The 23598-nt window shown below is 36.4% G+C and carries 18 protein-coding genes; 13 read left to right on the forward strand and 5 right to left on the reverse strand.

Features of this window, described 5'->3' with window-relative positions; all coding sequences use genetic code 11:
- Positions 1 to 71: 71 nt before the first annotated feature.
- Together AC1W31_RS07775 and AC1W31_RS07780 are read left to right on the forward strand one after the other, a co-directional pair.
- Entirely contained in the window at positions 72 to 1322 is a 1251-nt protein-coding gene (locus AC1W31_RS07775) for an MFS transporter (RefSeq protein WP_481733912.1), read from the forward strand.
- A gap of 88 nt (positions 1323 to 1410) precedes the next feature.
- A complete protein-coding gene (locus AC1W31_RS07780; protein WP_481733857.1) occupies positions 1411 to 2409 on the forward strand; it encodes an NADP-dependent oxidoreductase in 999 nt (332 codons plus the stop codon).
- Positions 2410 to 2493: 84 nt separating this feature from the next.
- Here the strand turns inward: AC1W31_RS07780 and AC1W31_RS07785 are convergent, their stop codons facing one another.
- Both AC1W31_RS07785 and AC1W31_RS07790 read right to left on the reverse strand, forming a co-directional pair.
- Positions 2494 to 3834, reverse strand: coding sequence for a thioredoxin family protein (locus AC1W31_RS07785; RefSeq protein WP_481733858.1), 1341 nt, complete (start codon positions 3832 to 3834; stop codon positions 2494 to 2496).
- A 157-nt stretch (positions 3835 to 3991) separates the two neighbouring features.
- Positions 3992 to 5221: a thioredoxin family protein gene (locus tag AC1W31_RS07790; RefSeq protein WP_481733859.1), complete on the reverse strand. Its 1230-nt coding sequence runs from the start codon at positions 5219 to 5221 to the stop codon at positions 3992 to 3994.
- Positions 5222 to 5259: 38 nt separating this feature from the next.
- On the opposite strand from AC1W31_RS07790, the gene AC1W31_RS07795 reads away from it, so the two are divergent.
- A complete protein-coding gene (locus AC1W31_RS07795; RefSeq protein ID WP_481733860.1) occupies positions 5260 to 5712 on the forward strand; it encodes a DUF1801 domain-containing protein in 453 nt (150 codons plus the stop codon).
- 56 nt (positions 5713 to 5768) lie between these two features.
- Here the strand turns inward: AC1W31_RS07795 and AC1W31_RS07800 are convergent, their stop codons facing one another.
- Positions 5769 to 6329 carry a hypothetical protein gene (locus AC1W31_RS07800; protein ID WP_481733861.1) on the reverse strand — a complete coding sequence of 187 codons (561 nt, stop codon included), beginning with the start codon at positions 6327 to 6329 and terminating at the stop codon, positions 5769 to 5771.
- Between the two features lie 249 nt (positions 6330 to 6578).
- On the opposite strand from AC1W31_RS07800, the gene AC1W31_RS07805 reads away from it, so the two are divergent.
- The 5 genes from AC1W31_RS07805 (at position 6579) to lpdA (ending at position 13038) form a co-directional block, all read left to right on the forward strand.
- Positions 6579 to 9329 carry a 2-oxoglutarate dehydrogenase E1 component gene (locus AC1W31_RS07805; protein ID WP_481733862.1) on the forward strand — a complete coding sequence of 917 codons (2751 nt, stop codon included), beginning with the start codon at positions 6579 to 6581 and terminating at the stop codon, positions 9327 to 9329.
- 54 nt (positions 9330 to 9383) lie between these two features.
- Positions 9384 to 10964, forward strand: a complete 1581-nt coding sequence (gene odhB, locus AC1W31_RS07810) for a 2-oxoglutarate dehydrogenase complex dihydrolipoyllysine-residue succinyltransferase (RefSeq protein WP_481733863.1) — start codon at positions 9384 to 9386, stop codon at positions 10962 to 10964.
- 69 nt (positions 10965 to 11033) lie between these two features.
- A complete protein-coding gene (locus tag AC1W31_RS07815) occupies positions 11034 to 11258 on the forward strand; it encodes a hypothetical protein (protein WP_481733864.1) in 225 nt (74 codons plus the stop codon).
- Positions 11259 to 11323: 65 nt separating this feature from the next.
- A complete protein-coding gene (locus tag AC1W31_RS07820) occupies positions 11324 to 11446 on the forward strand; it encodes a hypothetical protein (protein WP_481733865.1) in 123 nt (40 codons plus the stop codon).
- Positions 11447 to 11637: 191 nt separating this feature from the next.
- Positions 11638 to 13038 (forward strand): dihydrolipoyl dehydrogenase, encoded by a 1401-nt coding sequence (gene lpdA / locus AC1W31_RS07825; RefSeq protein WP_481733866.1) that lies wholly within the window; start codon positions 11638 to 11640, stop codon positions 13036 to 13038.
- A 67-nt stretch (positions 13039 to 13105) separates the two neighbouring features.
- Here lpdA and AC1W31_RS07830 read toward each other — a convergent pair whose 3' ends face one another.
- Entirely contained in the window at positions 13106 to 15049 is a 1944-nt protein-coding gene (locus tag AC1W31_RS07830; protein WP_481733867.1) for a M56 family metallopeptidase, read from the reverse strand.
- A gap of 107 nt (positions 15050 to 15156) precedes the next feature.
- A complete protein-coding gene (locus AC1W31_RS07835) occupies positions 15157 to 15510 on the reverse strand; it encodes a BlaI/MecI/CopY family transcriptional regulator (protein ID WP_481733868.1) in 354 nt (117 codons plus the stop codon).
- 137 nt (positions 15511 to 15647) lie between these two features.
- On the opposite strand from AC1W31_RS07835, the gene AC1W31_RS07840 reads away from it, so the two are divergent.
- The 5 genes from AC1W31_RS07840 to AC1W31_RS07860 all read left to right on the forward strand — a co-directional run bounded on the left by AC1W31_RS07840 (position 15648) and on the right by AC1W31_RS07860 (position 23597).
- Complete coding sequence (locus tag AC1W31_RS07840; RefSeq protein WP_481733869.1) at positions 15648 to 17552, forward strand: beta-N-acetylhexosaminidase; 1905 nt, start codon at positions 15648 to 15650, stop codon at positions 17550 to 17552.
- 107 nt (positions 17553 to 17659) lie between these two features.
- Complete coding sequence (coaBC, locus tag AC1W31_RS07845; RefSeq protein ID WP_481733870.1) at positions 17660 to 18862, forward strand: bifunctional phosphopantothenoylcysteine decarboxylase/phosphopantothenate--cysteine ligase CoaBC; 1203 nt, start codon at positions 17660 to 17662, stop codon at positions 18860 to 18862.
- 165 nt (positions 18863 to 19027) lie between these two features.
- Complete coding sequence (gene porD / locus AC1W31_RS07850) at positions 19028 to 19939, forward strand: type IX secretion system protein PorD (RefSeq protein WP_481733871.1); 912 nt, start codon at positions 19028 to 19030, stop codon at positions 19937 to 19939.
- A gap of 198 nt (positions 19940 to 20137) precedes the next feature.
- Positions 20138 to 21685: an NFACT RNA binding domain-containing protein gene (locus AC1W31_RS07855; protein WP_481733872.1), complete on the forward strand. Its 1548-nt coding sequence runs from the start codon at positions 20138 to 20140 to the stop codon at positions 21683 to 21685.
- Positions 21686 to 22514: 829 nt separating this feature from the next.
- A complete protein-coding gene (locus tag AC1W31_RS07860; protein ID WP_481733873.1) occupies positions 22515 to 23597 on the forward strand; it encodes an efflux RND transporter periplasmic adaptor subunit in 1083 nt (360 codons plus the stop codon).
- Position 23598: the final 1 nt, after the last annotated feature.

The raw sequence follows: 23598 nt of genomic DNA on the forward strand, positions 1-23598 counted from the left end.
GACCGCTATCGTTGGGTTGGGGACGGCATTTTTTTACTACCTTTATTAATTATTTCGTAGCTAATTTTCAAATGACAGACTTAGAAACCAAACAATCACCATACGCAGCTCTCAAATATCCACAATTTGTCGCCTTTATTTTTGCCAATAGTTTTGTTACTGTTGCTATTTTGATTCAAGAAGTAGTGTTGGGATATTCCATTTACAAAATCACGCACGACCCCTTGGCACTTGGATTAATTGGGTTGGCAGAGGCTTTACCCTATATTTCATTGGCGCTTTTTGGCGGACACTTAGCCGATCGGCGCAATAAAAAAACCTTGATGCAAGCCAGTTTGGCATTCATTATTGTAGGCTCACTAATATTAATTTGGGCAACATCGCCCACATCTGGACTTACCCAAACACAAATGCTGACCGTTGTTTACGGGGTAATCATGCTGATTGGGTTTTCAAGAGGTTTTTATAGTCCCGCTTCGGGTTCATTGAATCCCTTTTTAATTCCTAAAGAAGTTTTTGCAAATGCTGCCACCTGGCAAAGTTCATTTTGGCAAGCAGGCGCAATTTTAGGCCCTGGATTGGCAGGATTTTTATACGCCTATTTGGGATTAACGAATACCCTTTGGATTGTCGTTGGACTTTTCATGTTGGTAATGATATTGCTTTCAACCATCACCTCCCCTCCTATTCCCGTTCAAAACGAGCAAAAAGTCAATATTTTTTATTCGCTTCGAGAAGGAATTGCCTATGTTTTCAAAACAAAAGTGATTCTCTATTCTATTTCGTTAGATTTGTTTTCTGTATTATTTGGCGGTGTAATTGCTTTATTACCAATCTATTCCGAGGATATTCTACACGTTGGTGCGGAAGGTTTAGGTATTCTTCGGGCAGCGCCATCCATCGGGGCAGTTTTAACGATGCTTTTGATGGTTTATTTTCCTCCGCTCAATCATGCTTGGCGAAATTTATTATTTGCCATTGCAGGTTTTGGGATTGCTACGTTAGTCTTTGCCGTTTCAACAAATATTTGGCTTTCGGCGGGGGCATTATTCCTCACAGGAGCGTTTGACAGTGTCAGCGTAATCATCCGCCAGACCGTAATTCGATTTTTTACACCCGATGAAATGCGTGGACGAGTATCATCGGTAAATGGAATTTTCGTAAGCTCTTCCAACGAATTAGGAGCATTTGAATCGGGACTTATGGCCAAATTAATGGGAACAGTTCCGTCAGTAATTTTTGGTGGAGCAATGACCATGATTATTGTTACCATCGTCTGGTTTAGGTCTAAAGAATTATTTAATTTAAAATTTGATAAATAGCGTTATAAGTTATGAATTCTCGAATGAATTAACTCATTTATAATTCATAACTCATAATTTATAATTCATAATTTATAACTCCCAAAACATGACAAATACACAAATAAAATTAGCGGCTCGTCCCGTGGGAAACCCAAAAGACAGCGATTTTTCTATCGAAGAAACTGCCATTCCAACGATTCAGGAAGACGAAGTTCTCATCAAAACAAAATACATTTCCCTCGACCCTGCTATGCGTGGTTGGATGAATGATGCAAAATCTTACATCAAACCCATTCAAATTGGGGAAGTTTTCAGAGCAGGTACGGCAGGACAAATTGTGGAATCAAATAATCCCGATTTTGCCATTGGCGATTACGTAACTGGCGGCTGGGGCGTTCAAGAATTTGGCGTTTCAACGGGTAAAGATTTGGTAAAAGTGGACACAAATATTGCTCCTTTGACAACTTACATGGCAACATTAGGAATGCCGGGCTTGACCGCTTATTTTGGCCTTTTGAATACTGGAATGCCTAAAGAAGGCGAAACAGTCGTGGTTTCGGGAGCATCGGGAGCGGTAGGAAGTGTGGTTGGACAGATTGCTAAAATCAAAGGTTGCAAAGTTGTTGGTATTGCGGGCGACCAAGAAAAATGCGATTATTGTGTGAATGAATTAGGCTTCGATGCCTGTATAAATTATAAAACTGAAGACGTTAGAAAAGCCCTTCGAGTTGCTTGCCCAGAAGGAATTGATGTTTATTTTGACAATGTGGGTGGTGAGATTTTGGATATTGTTTTAGGACAGATCCGATTGAGAGCCAGAATTGTTATCTGTGGAGCAATATCACAATACAATAATACCGAACCCGTAAATGGCCCCGCAAACTACCTTTCATTATTGGTAAATCGTGCCAAAATGGAAGGAATCGTTGTTTTTGACAATGCAGCCAACTACGGAAAAGCGGCGGTTGAAATGGCAGGTTGGATTAAAGAAGGAAAACTTCATTCAAAAGTACATATCGAAAAAGGTATCAAAAATTTCTTGCCGACTTTAATGATGTTGTTTTCTGGAAAGAATTTCGGGAAGTTGCTTTTGGAAACGGAATAAAGATATTGATAGTAAAAATGGTCTTTGAAACAAATTTCAAAGACCATTTTTATTATCAATTGCCAATTTATAATTATCAATTATCTATCTCATTTTCTCCAAAGCCGCTGTAAACTTCTGCGTATCCAATTTCTCTCGAATCGCAATATCGTAAGCCTTTTGTTCAATATCCATGGCCATTTGTCTATCTCCTAACTTCAACATCAATTGTGCGTAAGAATGATAACCATCGGGCGTTTCAACTAACTCTAATGAACGTTTTGCCCATTCTGTTGCTTTCATTAATTTTGCTTTATCCTCCACTTGGTCATAAAATGCTTTTACCACTTCGTTCAATTCTGCCGAAGTCAAACGAGCCATGGTATTTTTAGCATTCACTTTCAAGTTTTGATACATCGCTGCTCCTGCGCCCACCGAATCACGAATACCTAACTTATAATTCTGCATAATTTTCTCGTATTCCCACAAATCTTGTTTACGAATACTTTCAATCTGCACAAACATTACGTACTGGTCAAGATATTGTTCTGCCGCTTCCGAGAACTTATTAACGTCCTTCAGGGCTAAATAAAACGCCAATTTATTTTTATCATTTACACGGTCGGCTGTATTGGGAAGGGCCTTCAAATTAGCCGCTAATGCCTTATCAAACAATATCTGATTTTTAGCTTTTAAAGCATCGCTAAACACTTCATTAATACTTTGAGAGAATGATCTGTTAACTTTTTCAATACCCCCTTCAAATAGGCTTTCCGCTTTTTCGCGAAATTTCAACAATAAATCGAAAGCTTTACCATCAATTTTAAAACCATTATTGACAATAATTCGAAGGGTTTTATCAGATGAATATTGAATGGGAGTTAGTGATTTTATATAATCTTCAACCAAATCTCTGTTGTCAATCGTAAATAATGAATTCACAGAAATAAATTCAGCTAAAAACTCAGAATCTCTACGACCTTCATTATACAATTTCTCTAATGCCCAACGAGGTTTAGCATTAGTTTGATTATTCAAAACGATATCCGCTTCTTTTATTAGGTCGGAAGCTCTTAAAAGTCCCTCCTGTTTAAGCATGATATTTTCAGAAGCATCAACAAATAGGACTGTTGGATAGGACGTAACATTATAGCGTTTTGCCAGATTTATCCCAAAGCCTTTTTCTGCATCAACCTTGTAATTGATGAATCTGGCATTAAATTTGTCGCCAACCGAAACATCCGTAAATGTCTTTTTGTCCATTTCCTTGCAGGGGCCACACCAGACAGTGTAGATGTCAACAAAGATTAATTTTTTCTGAGCTTTCGCTTGCATCAGAACATTTTGCCAATCATCTTGTCGGAAATTAATTCCTTGTGAAAAGGTCAAATTTATAGCCAACATACTGACAATCAGACAGATCAGTGACAAGTAAAATCTTTTCATTTTTTCTAAATGGGTTTGATGAATTCATGGGCGAAGTTTTTGGCGGTAAAACAATCTATTTAAACCAACATAATTACAAAAAAGATACCAATTTTGATTAATTTGGTAATTTGAACACATTTTATCGGCTGATAACGCTCTACGTTAAACTGCAGAATTATCGTTGCATTTTTATTAATTCATGGGTTAAAAATTCAAGCTGACTACTTTCGGCTTTTTCCTGCTTTGCTAATACTAAAGCTCTCTTCATCAGCTTGATAGCCTCAATTTTATTCCCCAAAGTAAACAAAAGTCTGGAATAAATCTCATTATTAGCGGACTTTTCTTCGATTTCCAACGATTTTTTTGCCCAAACAACTGCTTTTTCTAACTTTTCACGTTCAGTATAATGATCCAATACAAATTTTGACGCTCTTCTTAACTTTTGCGTATAAATTTCTCGTAAATCGGGTTGGTTTTTAATCGGAGATAAATCCTTTTTCAAAAAGTAAGTATCCATAAAAAAATCAGCCGTGGTAAAGAACTTATTCGCTTGGTTGGTGAGCATAAAATAATTCATTTTTGCCTCTGTATTCCATTCATTCGCTTCGGCAAAAGTTCTGCTTAAACGACCATTGGTAGCTAATACTTCCATTAATAATTTTTCATTTTTTTGATTCCCAGCTCTCGTAAGATTTTGAGAAATAATTCCTTTAATTTTCCGTTCAATTACGGGTTCATTTTTACGGCTCATTAAATAGTCGAATGCCTTACCACGCAATTGAGACACATTTTCGATAATAAGTTTCAGCGTTGTTTCAGTAGTTAATTCTTGGGCTGATAATTTTGATAAATATTCGTCTAAAATAACGCCATTATCAATTTTTTGGAGCTGTCTGACTTTGATATATTCCAATAAAAACGGAGCATCTCTCCCACCTTTCAAATAAGCCTGTTCCAAGTCATCATCCGATCCACTTATTTTACTGCGCTCCTTCATTTTTTCGGCTGATTCCAACAGTCTTTCAACGGGGCGGAAGCCTTCCAATTTTTGAATTATATTCCATTCTGCATCAATAAACATTGACGTTGGATAAGAATCTAATTCAAAATATTCTACCAAATCTTTTCCTTCGCCCTTTTCGCCATCAATTTTATAATTGATAAAATTTTCATTAAATATTTTTCCTACATTCGCATTCGTAAAAACCTCCGCATCCATTTGTTTGCAGGGTGTACACCAAGTCGTATAAATATCTACGTAGATAAGTTTTTTTTGGACTTTTGCTTTATTCAAAACACTTTCAAAACTGCCCGTTTGCCATTGAATTCCTTGGGCATTCGTTTCGTATTGTGTTAGTAGGAAAAGGAAAAGTATGGTTTTGAAATTTGAGAATTTTGCAGTCATATTTAAGGATATTTTAAAAGCTTAATCAATCAATACCTATGCCTAAATATTTTGATATCGACGATTATATTGAAAGTAAAGATAAATCATTACAACCTCTTCTTGTACAAATCCGCAAGGTTATTATGCTTGCTCATCCCAATATTCGTGAGCAAATATCTTGGAGTTTGCCTTTTTTTTATTGTTTTGATTATCTATGTTATCTGAGTGTTTCCAAGAAAACAAAAGGCTTGGAAGTTTGCTTTGCCAAGGGTTTTCATTTGAGCAATGAATCTGGACTTTTAGACGCCAAAGCTCGTAAATTAATTAAAGGAATTACCTTTACAAGTTTGGCGGATTATGAAGAAAAAGAAGAAGCTTTTATGGAAATATTACAAGAAGCAATTTTATTGAATGAAATGAATCCTGAAATTAAGTTTTATAATATGGTTGTTAAAAAGGAAACAGGAAAAAAGCAGCAAGGGAGCGAGAAAAATAGTAATCTATTATAAATTATCACCTTCGATATCACTTTCTCCTGCCTTCTTCTCTCCCTTTCTCCTGACATTTACCGATACATCTTTTCATTTTGATACACCGTTTTAATTTCATTCTTGGCATCAAATTCAACCAAAAAAATCATGGCTTTTTTCCCCCAAGGATTTCCCGTTGAATCGTTGCAAAAATAACGTAATTCAATCATCACGCAGTTTTTATAGACATCCGAAAACATCGTCACATAGCCAATTTCAGGTTCATGAGCTTTTTCGTACATCACGCTTTGATTGAACGGAATTGGTTTGACGGTGGAAGTTACTTTATAAACAGAATCGGAAGAAATTTGAATCAATCTACCTTCTTTCATGTTGATTTGCGAACATGACATGGCTTCTTTTTTATATCGCTTTTGGATAAAATTACACGTTACGTTCACTAAACTAAAAGGGATTTGTTGAGGGGAAACGATAACCTTTTTGGTTTTGTTATTATGCTGACAAACCGCCAACGAAACATCATTTTTGGCGAATTTATTGACAAATTCGTAGGCTTTTGTAAACTGAATATCACCTTCTTTTTCTTTGAAAGATTTTGAAAAAAATAAGAATATGAATAAAAGTAAAGTTTTCACAGTTACTGAATTTTGAGGTAATTGCTAAATAAGAGCAACGAACAAAGTTTCATTTGTATTTTGCAAAGAAATCAAATCTTTTCAAAGTCGTATTTTATAAGCTATATAAATTTGGCAATTAATACTAAAAAACAAATAAAAAAGGCACTTTATTTTGTAAGCATAGCTTAACTTTGCCATCTGTAATCATTTTTGAAATCAAAACGTAAAATCTGACTTACAAACACAACGATTTACGTAAAATTTATAATGGATCAATTTTCATATATTGCCAACGCCGATACAGCAGCGATTTCCGACCTCTACGAATCGTATTTGCAAGATTCAAATTCAGTAGATATTAGCTGGCAAAACTTCTTTAAAGGCTTCGACTTTCATGCCGCTTGGAATGGCTCAGATGGAGTTTCAAATGGTCAGTCGAAAGCAACTACCACTTCTCTGGTTGATTCTTCGATGATTCAAAAAGAAATGGCGGTCATTAGTCTTATCAAAGCCTTTCGTTCTCGTGGACATTTATTGGCAAAAACCAATCCTATTCGTGATCGAAAAGACCGTCGTCCGAGGTTAGATTTGAAAGATTATGCACTTTCAGAGGCTGATTTGGATACGGAATTTCAAGCGGGTGTTTTTTTAGGAATTGGGGCCGTGTCTTTGCGTAAAATTCTTGAATCACTTAATACAATATATGCTGGCTCAGTTGGCTTTGAATATATGTACATTCGTGAGCCAGAAGTGAAGGAATGGTTACGAGCAAAAATTGAAAAAGAAGCTCTGGCTTTCAATCCTTCTATTGCGGAAAAGAAACAGATTTTAGAGAAACTCAATGAAGCTGTAGTTTTTGAGAACTTCTTGGGTACTAAATATTTGGGTCAAAAAAGATTCGGTTTGGAAGGTGGCGAAACTACCATTCCAGCCCTTGATGCTATCGTGAATCGGTCAGCTGATTTAGGTGTTCAAGAAGTGATGATTGGAATGGCTCACCGTGGCCGTTTGAACGTACTTGCCAACATCATGCACAAATCGTATGATGCTATTTTTGACGGTTTCGAAGGCAATCTTCCCGACCAAATTCATGGCGATGGTGACGTAAAATATCATTTGGGTTATTCTTCAAAACACATCACTCCATCAGGAGCTGAAGTGTCGATGAAATTAGCGCCAAATCCTTCGCACTTAGAGGCTGTAAATCCTTTGGTAATTGGTTTTTGTAGAGCCAGAGCTGATGCGCATTATGAAGGTGATTACGACAAAATTCTTCCAATATTAATTCACGGAGATGCGGCTGTGGCGGGACAAGGAATTGTGTATGAAGTGACCCAAATGGCGAAGTTAAAAGGTTATGAAGTAGGTGGAACAATCCATTTTGTCATTAATAATCAAGTAGGTTTCACCACAGATTTTGAAGATGCTCGTTCAGCAATTTATTGTACAGACGTTGCCAAAATTATTGATGCGCCCGTTTTCCACGTAAACGGTGATGATCCAGAAGCAGTTGTTTTTGTTTCGAAAATGGCAGCAGAATTCCGTCAGCAATTCAATCGTGATGTGTTTATTGACATGGTTTGTTATCGTAGAAACGGACACAATGAGTCTGATGAACCACGATTTACCCAACCAACTTTATACGCCAATATTACTAACCACTTGAATCCAAGAGAGTTATATAATCAAAAATTGATTGCTCGTGGAGATATTGACGCAAAATTAGCGGGTGAAATGGATTCTGAATTTAAAGCAGAATTACAAGCTCGTTTAGATTTGATTAAACAAAAAATTCGTCCAGAATATCATCCCTTAAAATTGGATAATCGTTGGGCTGAATTACGTTATGCACAAGACGGTGATTTTGAAAATTCTCCTAAAACGGGCATTTCAAAAGAATCAATTGATAAAATTGCCATTGCACTTTCAAAATTACCAGAAGGTTTTGCCGCCTTAAAACAAATTGAAAAAGTATTAGCCGATAGAAAAGCTTATTTTGAAAATGGTTCATTAAACTGGGCAACTGCCGAGGCTTTGGCGTATGGTTCGTTATTGGTTGACGGAAATCCTGTACGTGTATCTGGTCAAGATGTGCAGAGAGGAACATTCTCGCACCGTCATGCAGTGTTGCACGAAGCAAATACGAATGAATCATACATTTCATTAAATCATATTCAAGCAGACCAAGAACAATTACAAATCTATAATTCGTTACTTTCTGAGTATGCGGTTTTAGGTTTTGAATTTGGATATGCGCTTGCCAATCCAGATACTTTAGTAATTTGGGAAGCACAATTTGGTGATTTTGCCAACGGTGCTCAAACGATGATTGACCAATTTATTGCTTCTCAAGAATCTAAATGGGGAACAATGAATGGTTTGGTCATGCTTTTACCGCACGGTTACGAAGGACAAGGACCTGAACATTCAAATGCACGTCCTGAAAGATTTTTACAATTAGCGGCCGAGGAAAATATGATCGTAGCAAATTTGACAACACCAGCCAATATTTTCCATGCTTTACGCCGTCAATTAACTTGGAGATTCCGTAAGCCTTTAATCATAATGTCGCCAAAATCATTATTCCGTAATCCAAAAGTAATGTCGCCAATTTCAGAATTTATGGATGGCTCATTTCAAGAAGTTTATGGTGATACTTACGCAGAAGCAAAGAAAGTAAAAAAAGTATTATTATGTTCTGGAAAAATTTTCTATGATTTGCAAGAAAAACAAGAAAAAGAAAAACGTTCAGACGTAGCCATTGTGCGAGTAGAGCAATTACATCCTTTCCCAGCCAAAAAAGTACAAGCAGAATTAGATAAATATCCAAAAGCTAAAGTTTTATGGGTACAAGAAGAACCAGAAAATATGGGATATTGGTCGTTTATAATTAGAGAATTTGGTTGGAAAATTTTTGATAGTTTAGTAGCTCGTAAAAAATCAGCTTCGCCAGCCACAGGTTTCTTGAAAGTTCATGTTATTGAGCAAGCTGAGTTGATGGAAAGAGCGTTTGCATAAAAATATTTTATTAAAATACATTACAAAAGGATAAAAACAATCCAGCATTGAGATATGGCAATTGAAATGAAAGTTCCGCCAGTAGGCGAATCAATAACCGAAGTAACTATCGCTACTTGGAATAAGAAAGATGGCGATGTAGTAAAAATGGACGAAGTTTTGTGTGAATTAGAATCAGACAAAGCCACTTTTGAACTTCCTGCTGAAGCAGAAGGAGTCTTGAAAATCGTTGCCAAAGAAGGTGATACACTTCCAATTGGAGCTGTTATTTGTACAATTGAACCAGTTGGAGCATCCACTTCAACGCCAACACCAGCACCTGTTGTTAGTACTCCTGCACCCGCAGAAGCGCCAGTACCAGTTGAAGCTCCTGCTCCACCAGTTGCGCCTGCCCCTGTGTCAAATGCAAGCGCACAAGTTATTGAAATTAAAGTTCCTGCCGTTGGTGAATCGATCACGGAAGTAACCATTTCAGCTTGGAGTAAAAAAGAAGGAGATGCTGTGAAAATGGATGAAGTTTTATGTGAATTAGAATCAGACAAAGCCACTTTCGAACTTCCTGCCGAATCTGCTGGAATTCTTCATATCGTAGCCGCCGAAGGTTCTGTTTTAGCCATCGGTGCTGTGGTAGCAACGATTACAGTTGGTGCAGGTGCGGCAGTTACGCCAAGTATTGCACCCGTTTCAACGCCACAAGCAACTGTTGAAACACCTACGCAAACAAACAATTATGCCGCAGGACACGCATCGCCAGCCGCTGCTAAAGCTCTGGCAGAAAAAGGAATTGATGCAAATACCGTGTCAGGTACTGGCGTGGGTGGACGTATCACAAAAGAAGATGCTAACGGTGCTGTAAAACCAGCTCCAGTAGCAATACCAACACCTTCGGCTCCTGCCGTTGCTACTCCAACTCCAGTGGTTTCAACCTCAGGAAATCGTAATCAACGTCGTGAAAAAATGACGTCATTGCGTAAAACAGTGGCTCGTCGTTTGGTTCAAGTGAAAAATGAAACTGCCATGTTAACAACTTTCAATGAAGTTGACATGAAGCCAATCATGGATTTGAGAGGAAAATACAAAGATAAATTCAAAGAAAAGCATGGCGTTGGTTTAGGCTTTATGTCATTTTTCACGAAAGCAGTTTGTGTTGCTTTGAAAGAATATCCCGCCGTGAATGGTTCAATCGATGGTGAAGAAATTGTTTATAATGATTACTGTGACATTTCAATTGCCGTTTCTGCTCCAAAAGGTTTAGTAGTCCCTGTTATCAGAAATGCTGAAAACTTATCATTGGCAGGCATCGAAAGTGAAGTTGTACGCCTGGCTACTTTGGCTAAAAACAATAAGTTGACTTTACAAGAAATGTCAGGTGGAACATTCACAATTACTAACGGTGGTGTATTTGGTTCAATGTTATCAACGCCAATTATTAATGCTCCACAGGTAGCGATTTTGGGAATGCACAATATCGTTGAACGTGCCGTAGTAGTTGATGGGCAGATAGTTATCCGTCCAATTATGTACGTAGCACTTTCTTACGACCATAGAATTGTTGATGGTAAGGAATCCGTTTCGTTCTTGGTAAGAGTAAAACAATTGTTGGAAGACCCAACACGTTTGTTATTGGATGTATAGAAAATCAGGGATTGGTAATTAGGGATTAGTAGTAAACCCAAATCCCTAATTCCCAATCCCTAAATAAATATGGAAAATCAAGTTTTGAGTTTTAAGGAAATAAAAAAGCTTTTTCCAAATAAGTGGGTGCTTTTAGGAAATCCTGAATACGGTAAAAATCATACTCCTATACTCTTTGCCAATGTTGTTGCTCACAATAAAGATAAAATAGAACTTGCTTTGAATTGCTCTGATTGGAGAAAATCCTTCAATACAGCTACTTGTGTTTATACAGGCAAGGCATATTGCTTCTAAAACGTAGAATTGGAGTAATGATAAGACGGAAAATTTAAGAATTAGAGATAACCATTTCCTAAAATATGAGCTTAATTAAATGGGACTATCTTACCGTAATTGCAGATGTAAATCCTACTATTTTTGATGCCAATGGCAATGGAAAATATGGACTGGATGCAAAGGTAGTCAATAAAATGCTGGCATAATTTGGCACTGAAGGTTGGGAATTAGTAAATACTACTTCCATCAATTCGGGCGGAACGACAACCCAAGTTTCATTTATTTTTAAGAAAATTGGCAATGCAAATACCGTTAGTGAATATCGCAAAACAGGTTTTGACCTTGATGGTGATGGACAAGCTGGATAATAATTTAGAATAATCGAAAATTTATAACAATGCAATACGACGTAATAGTAATTGGTTCAGGACCTGGTGGATATGTAGCCGCCATTCGTGCAGCACAATTAGGCATGAAAACTGCCATCATCGAAAAATATAGTGTCTTGGGCGGAACTTGCCTAAATGTGGGTTGTATTCCTTCAAAAGCACTTTTGGATTCATCAGAGCATTTTTATAATGCCGCTCATACTTTTGCAGAACACGGAATTGAAATCTCTGCTCCTGTGGCAAATATGACGCAAATGATTAATCGTAAATCGGGCGTTGTGAAAAAAATGAACGATGGTATTACGTTTTTGATGAAAAAAAATAAAATCACGACTTATAATGGTCTTGGTTCTTTTGTTGATAAAAATACCGTTAAAGTCACAAAAGCAGATGGTACATCGGAGGATTTAACATCGAAAAATATCATCATCGCTACGGGTTCAAAACCAACCGTTTTGCCTTCGATGCCCGTTGATAAAAAACGAGTTATCACTTCAACGGAAGCCTTGAATTTAACAGAAGTTCCAAAAACAATGGTTGTCATTGGTGCAGGTGTAATTGGAGCAGAGTTAGGTTCTGTTTATGCACGTTTGGGTACGAAGGTTAGCTTTGTAGAATTTGCCGATTCGATGATTCCAACGATGGATAAAACGATGGGAAAAGAATTGCAGAAATCAATCAAAAAGTTAGGCGTTGATTATTATTTCTCTCATAAAGTAACGAATGTTGTTAACAATGGAGATGATGCCACCGTTACAGCAACTAATTCAGCGGGTGAAGAAGTGAAATTGACTGGTGAATATGTGTTAGTATGTATTGGCCGTCGTCCGTACACCGAAGGCTTAAATTTAGAAGCCGTAGGCATCAATATGGATAGAGGAAAAGTAGTGGTTGATGAACATACTTTACAAACGAATGTACCAAATATTTACGCTATTGGAGATTTAATTCGTGGAGCAATGTTGGCGCATAAAGCAGAAGAAGAAGGCGTTTTTGTGGCTGAAACTATTGCAGGACAAAAACCTCATATTAATTATAATTTGATTCCAGGCGTTGTTTATACTTGGCCAGAAGTGGCTTCAGTTGGAAAAACAGAAGAGGAATTAAAAACGGCTGGTATTGCTTATAAAACTGGTTCATTCCCTTTCAAAGCATTGGGACGTGCCACGGCTTCGATGGATACCGACGGTTTAGTGAAGGTTTTGGCTGATAAAACTACGGACGAAATTTTGGGCGTTCATATCATTGGTGCAAGAGCCGCTGACATGATTGCGGAGGCAGTGGTAGCGATGGAATACCGTGCTTCGGCAGAAGATGTTGCACGGATGTCTCATGCTCACCCAACTTATACGGAAGCAATGAAAGAGGCTTGTTTGGCAGCTACTGAGAATCGGGCTTTGCACGCTTAATGGTTGAGATATTTACAAAAAAGGCTTCTGAGGTGATTCAGAAGCCTTTTTTGATGTTTAATAAAATCTACACTTTCTCTAAAATATAACAAAATCCAACCGAACTAAATTTAGTACTACGATTTATTTTTTTACTTAAGGCTGTTTGCCATTCTTTCTCATTTGGTAATCTAAACTTATATTTTTTACCATTCTTAGAATTAAATAAAACCATCTGTTGGTAATTATATTTTTTATCTTTGAATTGACCATTAAAAAATTCAGTCTTCCATTTACAATATTCACTTGCCTGTTCAAAAGAAACAAATTCAACGGGGCTTTTATCGGATTTTACTATGACTCTTGCCCAATTATCAGGAATCATTTTGCTTCTAAACTCATTTGAAAAATAATTATCTTTATTTGTAAAATCTAAATAGGACTGCCAATCTTTTTGAGTGACAACTTTACTAATAAATATATTTCTTTGTAATTTGTTTCCTTCAAAAATAAGATAGTTAATGTTCTTATAAGGTACATTAATTGTAGATCTTGTTCCATCAAAAACTTCTGCAAAAGCTCTATCGATTAAATCTTCTGCATAGTTATTTCTATAATTTAATCCAACTTTTACAGGTGGTAAAGGTGGTTTGGGCGGTTCTGGTGGCATATTTTTAGGCGGCAAAGGAGGAACTGGGGGCGGCGGCGGAGGTGCTAAAGACGATACAAAATGTAACCCCGAAGACTTCACCGCCAAAATGGTTATAATTGCATCTAACCTTTTCCCTGACTTTTTTCTCATTTTTACCAAATCGAAATTAAATTTTTCTGGTAAATCTGTTTTAGCACTCACTTTATTTTTCAGCCTCGCTTTCTTATTGCTTTCGTCTTCGGTTAAACCAATTTCCATCTTCGCTAAATCTTTCTTCGTAGCATTTAATTGCTTACTCAATACTTTTAGCGTAAAACCATAATCCTTAAAATACTTCGCAGCATCATTTACAGCTTCTTCTGAAACTTTATTTGGATTAATTACAAAAGCAATTTTCCCGTTGTTAAGATATAAAGTTGAGATAACTTTATTTTCTTTAACGCTCAAATCTGGAAACCCATCATAATCTGTATTCCGCACAATCTTAAAATACTTAGAACTCTCTTCAACCTCTTGATAATCAATTACTTTCTCCACAGAAAAAGCCATGAAAAATGCTCCTAAAATGGGCAGAACGGACAAATACGCTAATCGTTTCATAGGTACGGATTTTTGTTTAGTGAATAAAAAATGAATACGGTCGGTCAAAGGTTTGCGACTGAACTGATGGGTCGCCGATTGGGTGGTCGGATTTGCTAATTTTAACAATAAATGAGCGTACAACTGTGGATTATACGACTGTATCATGCGGGTATCTACCTCATATTCATGAATTTCTGAGAGTGAACGTTGATACAACCATAAAATAGGATTGAACCAGAAAACGATTTTCAAGATTTCGACAAATAATAAATCATAAGAATGCAGAAGCCGAATATGCCATTTTTCGTGTTCCAAAATTTGATTGATTTCATTCTCCGAAAGGTTAGAATCATCAATAAAAATCAAGTTAAAAAATGAAGAATTAGCGTATTTACTTTGGGTTGAAATGAAATCATTTCCCGATGATATACTTTTGATTTTCAATAGTTTATAGATAATTATTGAAAATTTCATCACCATAAATAAAATTCCTAAAACATAAATTCCTTGAAAAATAATATTCCAGTCAAAAGTTTCTTCGATTGGAGTGTTTGAGATTAAGGGCGTAGAACTATTCATGACTAATGGAACAAGACTTGTTTCTTCATATTCCACAGTCACAGAAATCTTTACAACTTCTTTAATTTGATACGAAATCAAAGGCAAAGAAAGCCCGATTACTAAACTCGAAAGCAAGTATATCCGATTAAGCCTTATGAAAGTTAATCGTTTGAAAATCAAATAGTAAAGTCCGTAAAATATCGTTATACAGACAGTGGATTCGAGTAAGTAGTTCATGTTTTTGAGCGATGAGTTATGAATGATGAGTGATAAGTTTTGAGGCATAAGTTTTGAGTTCTTTCACGTAAAACTCATCACTCATCGTTTATAACTCCTCACTTTTTTCAGCCTATAATTTTCCGTAAAGCCTCCAATTCCTCCTCCGAAAGTTGTTCTTCTTTCACTAAAAAAGACATCAAATTTGTAGCTGAGTTATCAAAATAATTGTTCAAAATTTTTCTGAATGACTGTTTCGCATATTCTTCTTTCGTGATAATTGGGAAATACTCATACGTCTTTCCGTAAGCTTTATAACCAACGTAGCCTTTCTTTTCCAAAATCCTCACGACCGATGAAATAGTGTTGTACGGTGGCTTCGGGTCTTCGTCAATATGCTCAATAATATCCTTGACAAAGGCGGTTCCCAATTGCCAAAATGTTTGCATAATTCGTTCCTCTGTTCTTGTTAATTCTTCCATACTTCAAATGTATAACTTATTTTTCAGTTGCAAAACTATTTATTAAGTTATTTAACGTATTTTTCAGTTTTAGTTTATATTCATGAAAAAGCTATCTTTACATGAATTTTATAAATACCAACAAATCAACAAAAACAATGAAAAAAATACTATTTCTATTACTGACTTCCATTACCACTTTTGCCCAGAATAATATCATTCCTGCTCCTGTAAGTTTCGAGGTTTCTACCACGGGCGGAATGAATATGTTTATGTTAGATTCCCGCATTAGTATTGATGTGACGGATGATAATGCAGATGCTAAGAAAATTGCCGAGAACTTTGTGAATTCCTTGGGATTTATGGGTGGACAAAAGCCTATTTTTAAGAAAGTTGAGAAGCCGACGATGCAGGATAAAGTCATTATTTTTACCATTAATAAAACGCCAAACGCTCAATTAGGCAATGAAGGTTACACGCTCGAAGTTACGGGCGAAACCATTAAAATGACTGCCAATAAACCCGCAGGACTATTTTATGCCATCCAATCGCTCCGCCAAATGATGCCTACACAGGCTAAAAACAAGGAATTTTCGATGGGAATATTTCCGATAATGGGTTGTAAAATAACGGATTATCCACGTTTTGGTTGGAGAGGTTTAATGTTGGATGTAAGCCGTCATTTTTTCACGAAAGAAGAAGTTAAAAGTTACATTGATTTGATGGCTCGTTATAAATTAAATACTTTTCACTGGCATTTGGCGGATGATAATGGTTGGAGAATTGAGATAAAATCTTTACCAAAATTGACTGAAATTGGAGCATGGCGAGTGGTTAGAAATGGCGGTTTTGGGAATCGTGATGACCCTAAAGAAGGTGAACCTGCTACGTATGGAGGATTTTATACCCAAGAGGATGTGAAAGAAATTGTGGCTTATGCCAAGGAAAGAAACGTGACGATTGTGCCAGAAATTGATGTGCCTGGACATAGTATGGCCGTTTTGGCGGCTTATCCAGAATTATCCACCAAAAAAGATTTGAAAAGATACGTAAACCCAGGGACAAATTTCGCTGATTGGTTTCCAAATGGTACTTTCAAAATGAACATTGAAAACACTTTAAATCCGTCGGATGAAAAAGTTTATGAGTTTTTGGATAAAGTTTTTACGGAAATAGCCCCATTATTTCCAAACAAATATATTCACATGGGTGGTGATGAATGTTATCACGGATATTGGGAAGAAGATGCTGGTTGTCAGGCATTTATGAAGAAGAATAATTTGAAAGACACCCATGAATTACAGAGTTATTTTGTAAAAAGAGTAGAGAAAATTATCAATAAAAAAGGCAAGGTAATGATTGGTTGGGATGAAATTTTGGAAGGCGGACTGGCTCCCAACGCCACTGTAATGTCATGGAGAGGCATGAAGGGTGGCATTGAAGCAGCCAAACAAAAACATGATGTGGTGATGTCGCCCTCTACTTTTGCCTATTTAGATTATATGCAAGGTGACCCAACCGTTGAGAAGCCAATTTATGCCAGTTTATCTTTGAGAAAAACCTATTCGTTTGAGCCAGTTCCTGATAGTACAGACGCAAAATACATTTTGGGTGCGCAAGGAAACCTTTGGACCGAACAAATTCAGAACTACCGTCATGCTTTGTATATGACGTATCCGAGAGCATTTGCGATTGCGGAAACAACTTGGAGTCCGAAGGAAAAGAAAGATTGGGATGGCTTTATGACAAGAACTGAAAATCATTTTCAGCGTTTTGATGCGGCTAATTTGAAGGTTTCAAAAGCGGTTTATGATGCCATCGTTACCACCAAAAAAGATGGAGAAAAATTGATTTGTGAAATGAGTAACGACCTTCAAGGCGTGGATATTTTCTATACAACGGATGATTCTTTTCCCGATAAATTTTCACCAAAATATACCGCTCCGATTGAAATTCCGTCGGGTCCAGTTACTTTGAAAGTGATTACTTTAAGAAACGGACAACCTTTGGGCAGAATATTGAGTATTCCGAGGGCTGATTTGGAGAAACGAGTTAGGAAATAATGGTTCTACGGTAGGACACAGATTTTCAACCTGTCAAACGGAATCCATTAACAGGTTGAAAACCTATCATACCGTATAAATCGTAGTAGAACCAAAATAATTTACCAATGTTAAAAAATAAAAAAATCCTCCTCGGAATTTCTGGCAGCATTGCGGCATATAAAATTGCATTTTTGACTCGACTTTTAGTCAAAGAAGGGGTTGAAATTCAAATAGTTATGACTCAAGCGGCAAAGGAATTTATTACACCTTTAACATTATCAACGCTTTCTAAAAAACCTGTCCTTTCGGAATTTGTGAAAGACCAAACGGGAACTTGGAACAATCACGTGGACTTGGGATTGTGGGCAGATCTCATTTTGATTGCCCCCGCAACGGCTCATACGCTCGCAAAATGTGCGAATGGCATTTGTGATGATTTATTAACGGCAGTTTATCTTTCAGCAAAATGTCCAGTGATGTTTGCCCCTGCCATGGATTTGGATATGTATCAACATCCAAGTACGATTGAGAATCTTAGAAAATTGCAATCTTTTGGTAATCAACTCATTAAATCAAATTTTGGAGAATTGGCGAGCGGTTTGGTAGGCGAAGGAAGAATGGCTGAACCCGAAGAATTAGTGGAAATTCTGACAAAATATTTCTCAGGAAACCCTATTTTGAAGGGCAAAAAAGTATTGATTACCGCTGGACCAACCCAAGAACCGATTGATCCAGTTCGTTTTATCAGTAATCATTCAACGGGAAAAATGGGCTATGCCATTGCAGATAAATTTGCCAAAGCGGGTGCCGATGTTACGCTGGTAAGTGGGCAAGTTGCCTTAAAATCACCCGATACAAGCATTAATTTAGTAGAAGTTCGCTCGGCAAAAGAAATGTATGAAGCAACTCAACTATATTTTGATGAAGCCGATATTATTATTTTATCCGCTGCCGTAGCTGATTATACACCTGCCGTGGTAGCCGATAAGAAAATAAAGAAGAAGGAAGATACGTTTACTATTGAACTAACCAAGACAACTGATATTGCCAAAACTTTAGGCGCTTTAAAACGCCCAGAACAATTGATGGTAGGCTTCGCTTTGGAAACGGATAATGAAGTTGAAAATGCCATTGGTAAAATAAAATCAAAGAATTTGGACATGATTGTGTTGAATTCGCTACAAAATTCGGGGGCAGGTTTTGGGCATGATACCAACAAAATCTGCATTATTAAAAGAGATGGCACAATGATTAATTTTGATTTAAAATCTAAGCAAGATGTAGCGATGGATATTGTGGATGAAGTGACAAGAGTATTGTCTTACTAAAACAATTAGACTACGGATAACACAGATTAGACGCATTTGGACAGATTTTTTAATAGATTTTACGCAACTGGTTTAAACGTCCACGTTTGAATAAAAAGAGCCTCCAGGCTCAACGTCACCAGATTTCAACTGGAATAAACAAACAGCCTTCGGGCTGAACAGAATATGAAAAAATACAATTTACTCATTTTTCTCTCATTGCTCATTGCTCAAAACTCAAAGCTTTTTGCTCAAGAATTGAATTGCAAAGTAAGCATTTCGACTGACCAATTGCAGGTAAATGAGCAACGTGGAGCGACAACGATCTATCCAGAAATTCAGAATGTTATTCAAGAATTTTTGAATAATAGAAGATGGTCAAATGATAATTTTTCGACGGAAGAAAAAATCAATTGCTCGTTAGCCATTATTATGACTAAAGCAACGGCAGGAGGTGATTATGAAGCCAATGCCGATTTTCAAGTTCGCAGACCCGTTTATGGGACAAATTATGAAACCGTTTTGTTAAACTATATTGATAAAAGTTTTAATTTTAAATACGTTGCTGGTACACCTCTAACGTATAATGATAATAATTTCAACGATAATCTTACGCAAATATTGGCTTTTTACGCATACGTAGCGTTGGCTTTTGACTATGATTCTTTCGGAAAAATGGGAGGAACAAATTATGCTCAAAAAGCCTTGAATGTAGTCAATTTAGCGCAATCAGCTGGTGGTGCTTGGACGGCTTCTAATGATATTCGTAACCGTTATTGGGTTTCGGAAAATTTACTAAATCAGCAATTACAGCCACTCAGAGAAGGTTTTTATACGTATCATCGGATGGCGATGGATAATTATTCCACTAATCCAGCTGGTGGGAGAAAGCAAATTACGGACTATTTGAATCAGATTAAACAAATAAGTCAATCTCGTCCTGGACAAATTTGGTATCGTTTATTTTTTGAAGCAAAATTCCCAGAATTAATTAATATTTATGGTGATGCACCATTGGATGAACGCAAGAAAATTGTCCCACTCCTATCTTCCCTCGACCCCAATAATTCTGAGGCATATCGAAAATTAGGGAAATAGGGATTAGGGAAATAGGGATTAGGGATTAGGGATTAGGGAAAATCCACTTTCAACTCTTTAAGTTATTTAATTATAAGATATTTAGTCTATTAGTTGCTTAATCCCTAATTTGCATCATCACCAATTAGCCAATCACTAATTTACGTACTCTTCAATTTTCCCAATTCCTAATTTCCTAACCACCTAATCCCTAAAACAATGCAAACTAATTATTATTTCCTCCGTCAATTATCAAAACGCCTTGAAACTGAATTAGTTGGCATGGTGATGGCAGAGTGTTTTTCGCAAGAAAAAGATGAGCTTTTGATTGGTTTTTGTACCGATGGAAAACAATGGAAACAGCAAAAAGATTTTTATATCAAAGCAGTTCTTCATCCAGATTTTGCCTGTCTAAATTTCCCCAATGATTTCAAAAGAGCGGGACGAAATTCTGCTAATTTGTTCAAGGAACTCATTGATTTAAAGGTGATTAGCGTTCGACAATTTTTGAATGAAAGAGCCTTTGGCATTTATTTTGAGAACGATTTTGTATTACTTTTCAAGATGTATGGCAATCGTTCTAATCTCATTCTTCTACATGAAAATAAAGTGATTGACCTGCTCCATAACAAATTAATAGCCGATAATAACCTTGACCTTGATACCCTCGACCGTGAGATTGACCAAAGTAAAGAAGGCTTTTTATTGAATGGTTTGAAAACCACTTTTCCTACTTTTGGCAAAGAAATCACCCAATATTTAAAGACCATTCCAAACCCTACTTGGGACGATATTCAGACACTTTTGAATCAATTAAACAATCCTACTTTTTACCTAAAAACACTCGATTTTCAGCCTGTTTTATCCTTAATTAAAGAAGGTGGAGAGATTCAAAAAACGTTTGAAGACCCGATTGAAGCGAGTAATAATTTTTATTATGCCTTCACTCGGATTAATGTTTTTGATAAGGAAAAAGCCGTACTAATTAAGGCTTTATTGAAGCAAAAAACACGTTGTCAGATTTATATTGATAAAAATTACCAACAGCTTTCAAGCATAGATACGGGTGTGAAACACGATGAAATTGCCAATATTATTATGGCAAATCTACATGTCATTCCCGAACGAACAGAAGTCATTGAATTATATGATTTCTATAGAGATAAACCACTGAAAATAAGACTAAAGCCAGATTATTCCCCCCAAAAAAACGCAGAAAATTATTACCGAAAATCAAAAAATGAGAAGATAGAAATCCAAAAACTCATGGAGAATATTGAGGCGAAAGAAGAAGATTCCAGCCAGATCGACCAGCAAATTCAAGCGATTGAAGCGGTTGAAACCCTCAAAGAATTCAGAAAATTTCAGAAAGCCAATCAATTGGAAACTTCTCAGAAAAATGTAGAAACAGTTCAGGATTTATTCAAATATTTCAAGTTTGAAGGCTACGAGATTTTGGTGGGAAGAAATTCTAAAAATAATGATTTACTCACCCAACGCTACGCTCGAAAAGATGATTTATGGCTTCACGCCCGTGATGTGGCCGGTTCGCACGTGGTGATACGTAAACAAGCAGGCAGAAATTTTCCGATAAATGTGATTGAACGTGCCGCAGGATTGGCCGCCTATTTTTCCAAACGAAAGAGCGACACACTTTGTCCAGTGATTGTTACGCCCAAAAAATTCGTCAGAAAAACCCGTGATTTGGGTGATGGGCAAGTGATTGTGGAGAAAGAAGAAGTGATTATGATTGAGCCAATGTTGTAATTTATTTCGTAACTATTTACAATTTATTTTACCATTCCCAAACAACTATATACAAACTCTTACGCATTCAAAAGTTTTAAATTTTCAGAATATTATTTTTATTTGCTTACTTATTTTTCAATAATAAAAGAAATAATATAATAAATAAAAGAATTTTTCATTTTAAGTGAAAATTTAGGATTAAAAATTTTGCTTGTGTTTATAACGTGAAGTACTTTTGGCGTTTCAATGATAAAAGCACACATCAAATATCTGATTACTCTATGCATTCTCGTGTTGAACTTTAGCGGTCAACTCGATGCTAATGTGTACAGACAATGTGCTTCTCATCATCCAATAGAAAAACATCATGCTTCCCCTGATGACAATATTGGTAATCTCCAACGTTATTTTAATGTTGCTTTCTCATCTACTTTATCCGATGGTAGCGAAAATATACTTTTTGATTACGATGAAAAAATTGAAGAAGATAGAAAAGGTAGTATCATATCACAAAAAAAGAATGTAGAGAATGCTCATATTTCTTCTGCGCTTTTTTACAGTTGGTACAACAAATTTTTCTTTCTCAGTAATATTAAAGTCTTACATTTCAGTAAGCATTTATCTCATTTCTCCTACCATAAGTTATTCATTGTATTCCAAGTATTCAGAATATGATTTGACATTGCACCTGTTTAAACAGGTGTACTATTAGCGGCAATTAATCTTTGCCCTAATCATCTCCCAACAAATTTTATTTAAAATTGTAAAGTGTAATTGGCTATTAACAACGGCTTTCAGTCTTGTTGTGTCTAATTCTACCGAACACTTCATTACAAAGAAAATGATCATGAAAAAAAATCTCATCCTTGCGGGTGTTGGTGCTTTGTTGTGCCTTGCCAGTTGTGAATCAAAAAAGGAAGAAAAACAAGAACAAGTTACCTTCCTTGTTACCAGTCCTTTAAAGAAAGACACGGTGGTTTTAGCTAATTATGTTTGTCAAATTCGGGCGATTCAGCACATCGAATTGAGAGCTTTAGAAAAAGGCTATTTGGAGAAGATTTATGTGGATGAAGGAAAGTACGTAAAACAAGGGCAATTAATGTTTCAAATTATGCCCGCTATGTACAATGCAGAATTCAACAAAGCTGAAGCAGAAGCCAACTTCGCTGAAAGAGAATATCTCAACACGAAATCCCTCGCCGATAGCAATATTGTTTCAAAAAATGAATTGGCTTTGGCCAAAGCAAAATTGAATAAAGCAAAAGCCGAAATGGCAATTGCGCAAGTTCATTTAGGTTTTACGTCCATAAAAGCTCCCTTTAGCGGGATTATGGATCATTTTCAGGTAAGGCTTGGCAGTCTTGTTAACGAAGGTGACTTACTGACAACGATGTCGGATAATAGCAAAATGTGGGTTTATTTCAACGTTCCAGAAGCCGAATATCTGAACATTAAAACCCATCAGAATAAAGAAGATATGTTGAACGTAAAACTTTTGATGGCTAATAATCAGATGTTTAAGTTTCCCGGTATTGTTCAAACTGTTGAGGCAGATTTTAATAACGAAACTGGAAATATTGCTTTCCGAGCAACTTTCCCTAATCCAGAAGGACTTTTGAGACATGGAGAAACGGGGAGTATCATCATTACACAACCCCTAAACTCGGCATTATTAATTCCACAAAAAGCTACTTTCGAGGTACTGGAAAAGAAATATGTCTATGTGGTAGATAAAAACAATGTGATTCGGTCGAGAGAAATTAAGATAGCTGCCGAACTTCCCAACATATTTGCCGTTCAGAGTGGTCTAAAAGAGGGTGACAAAATCCTGTTGGAAGGTTTACGTCAGGTGAGTGAAAACCAAAAAATTCAGTACAAATTCTTACAACCTGATTCTGTTATATCACATTTAAGTTTGTATGCCGAATAGC

The organism is Arcicella sp., from assembly GCF_964672035.1.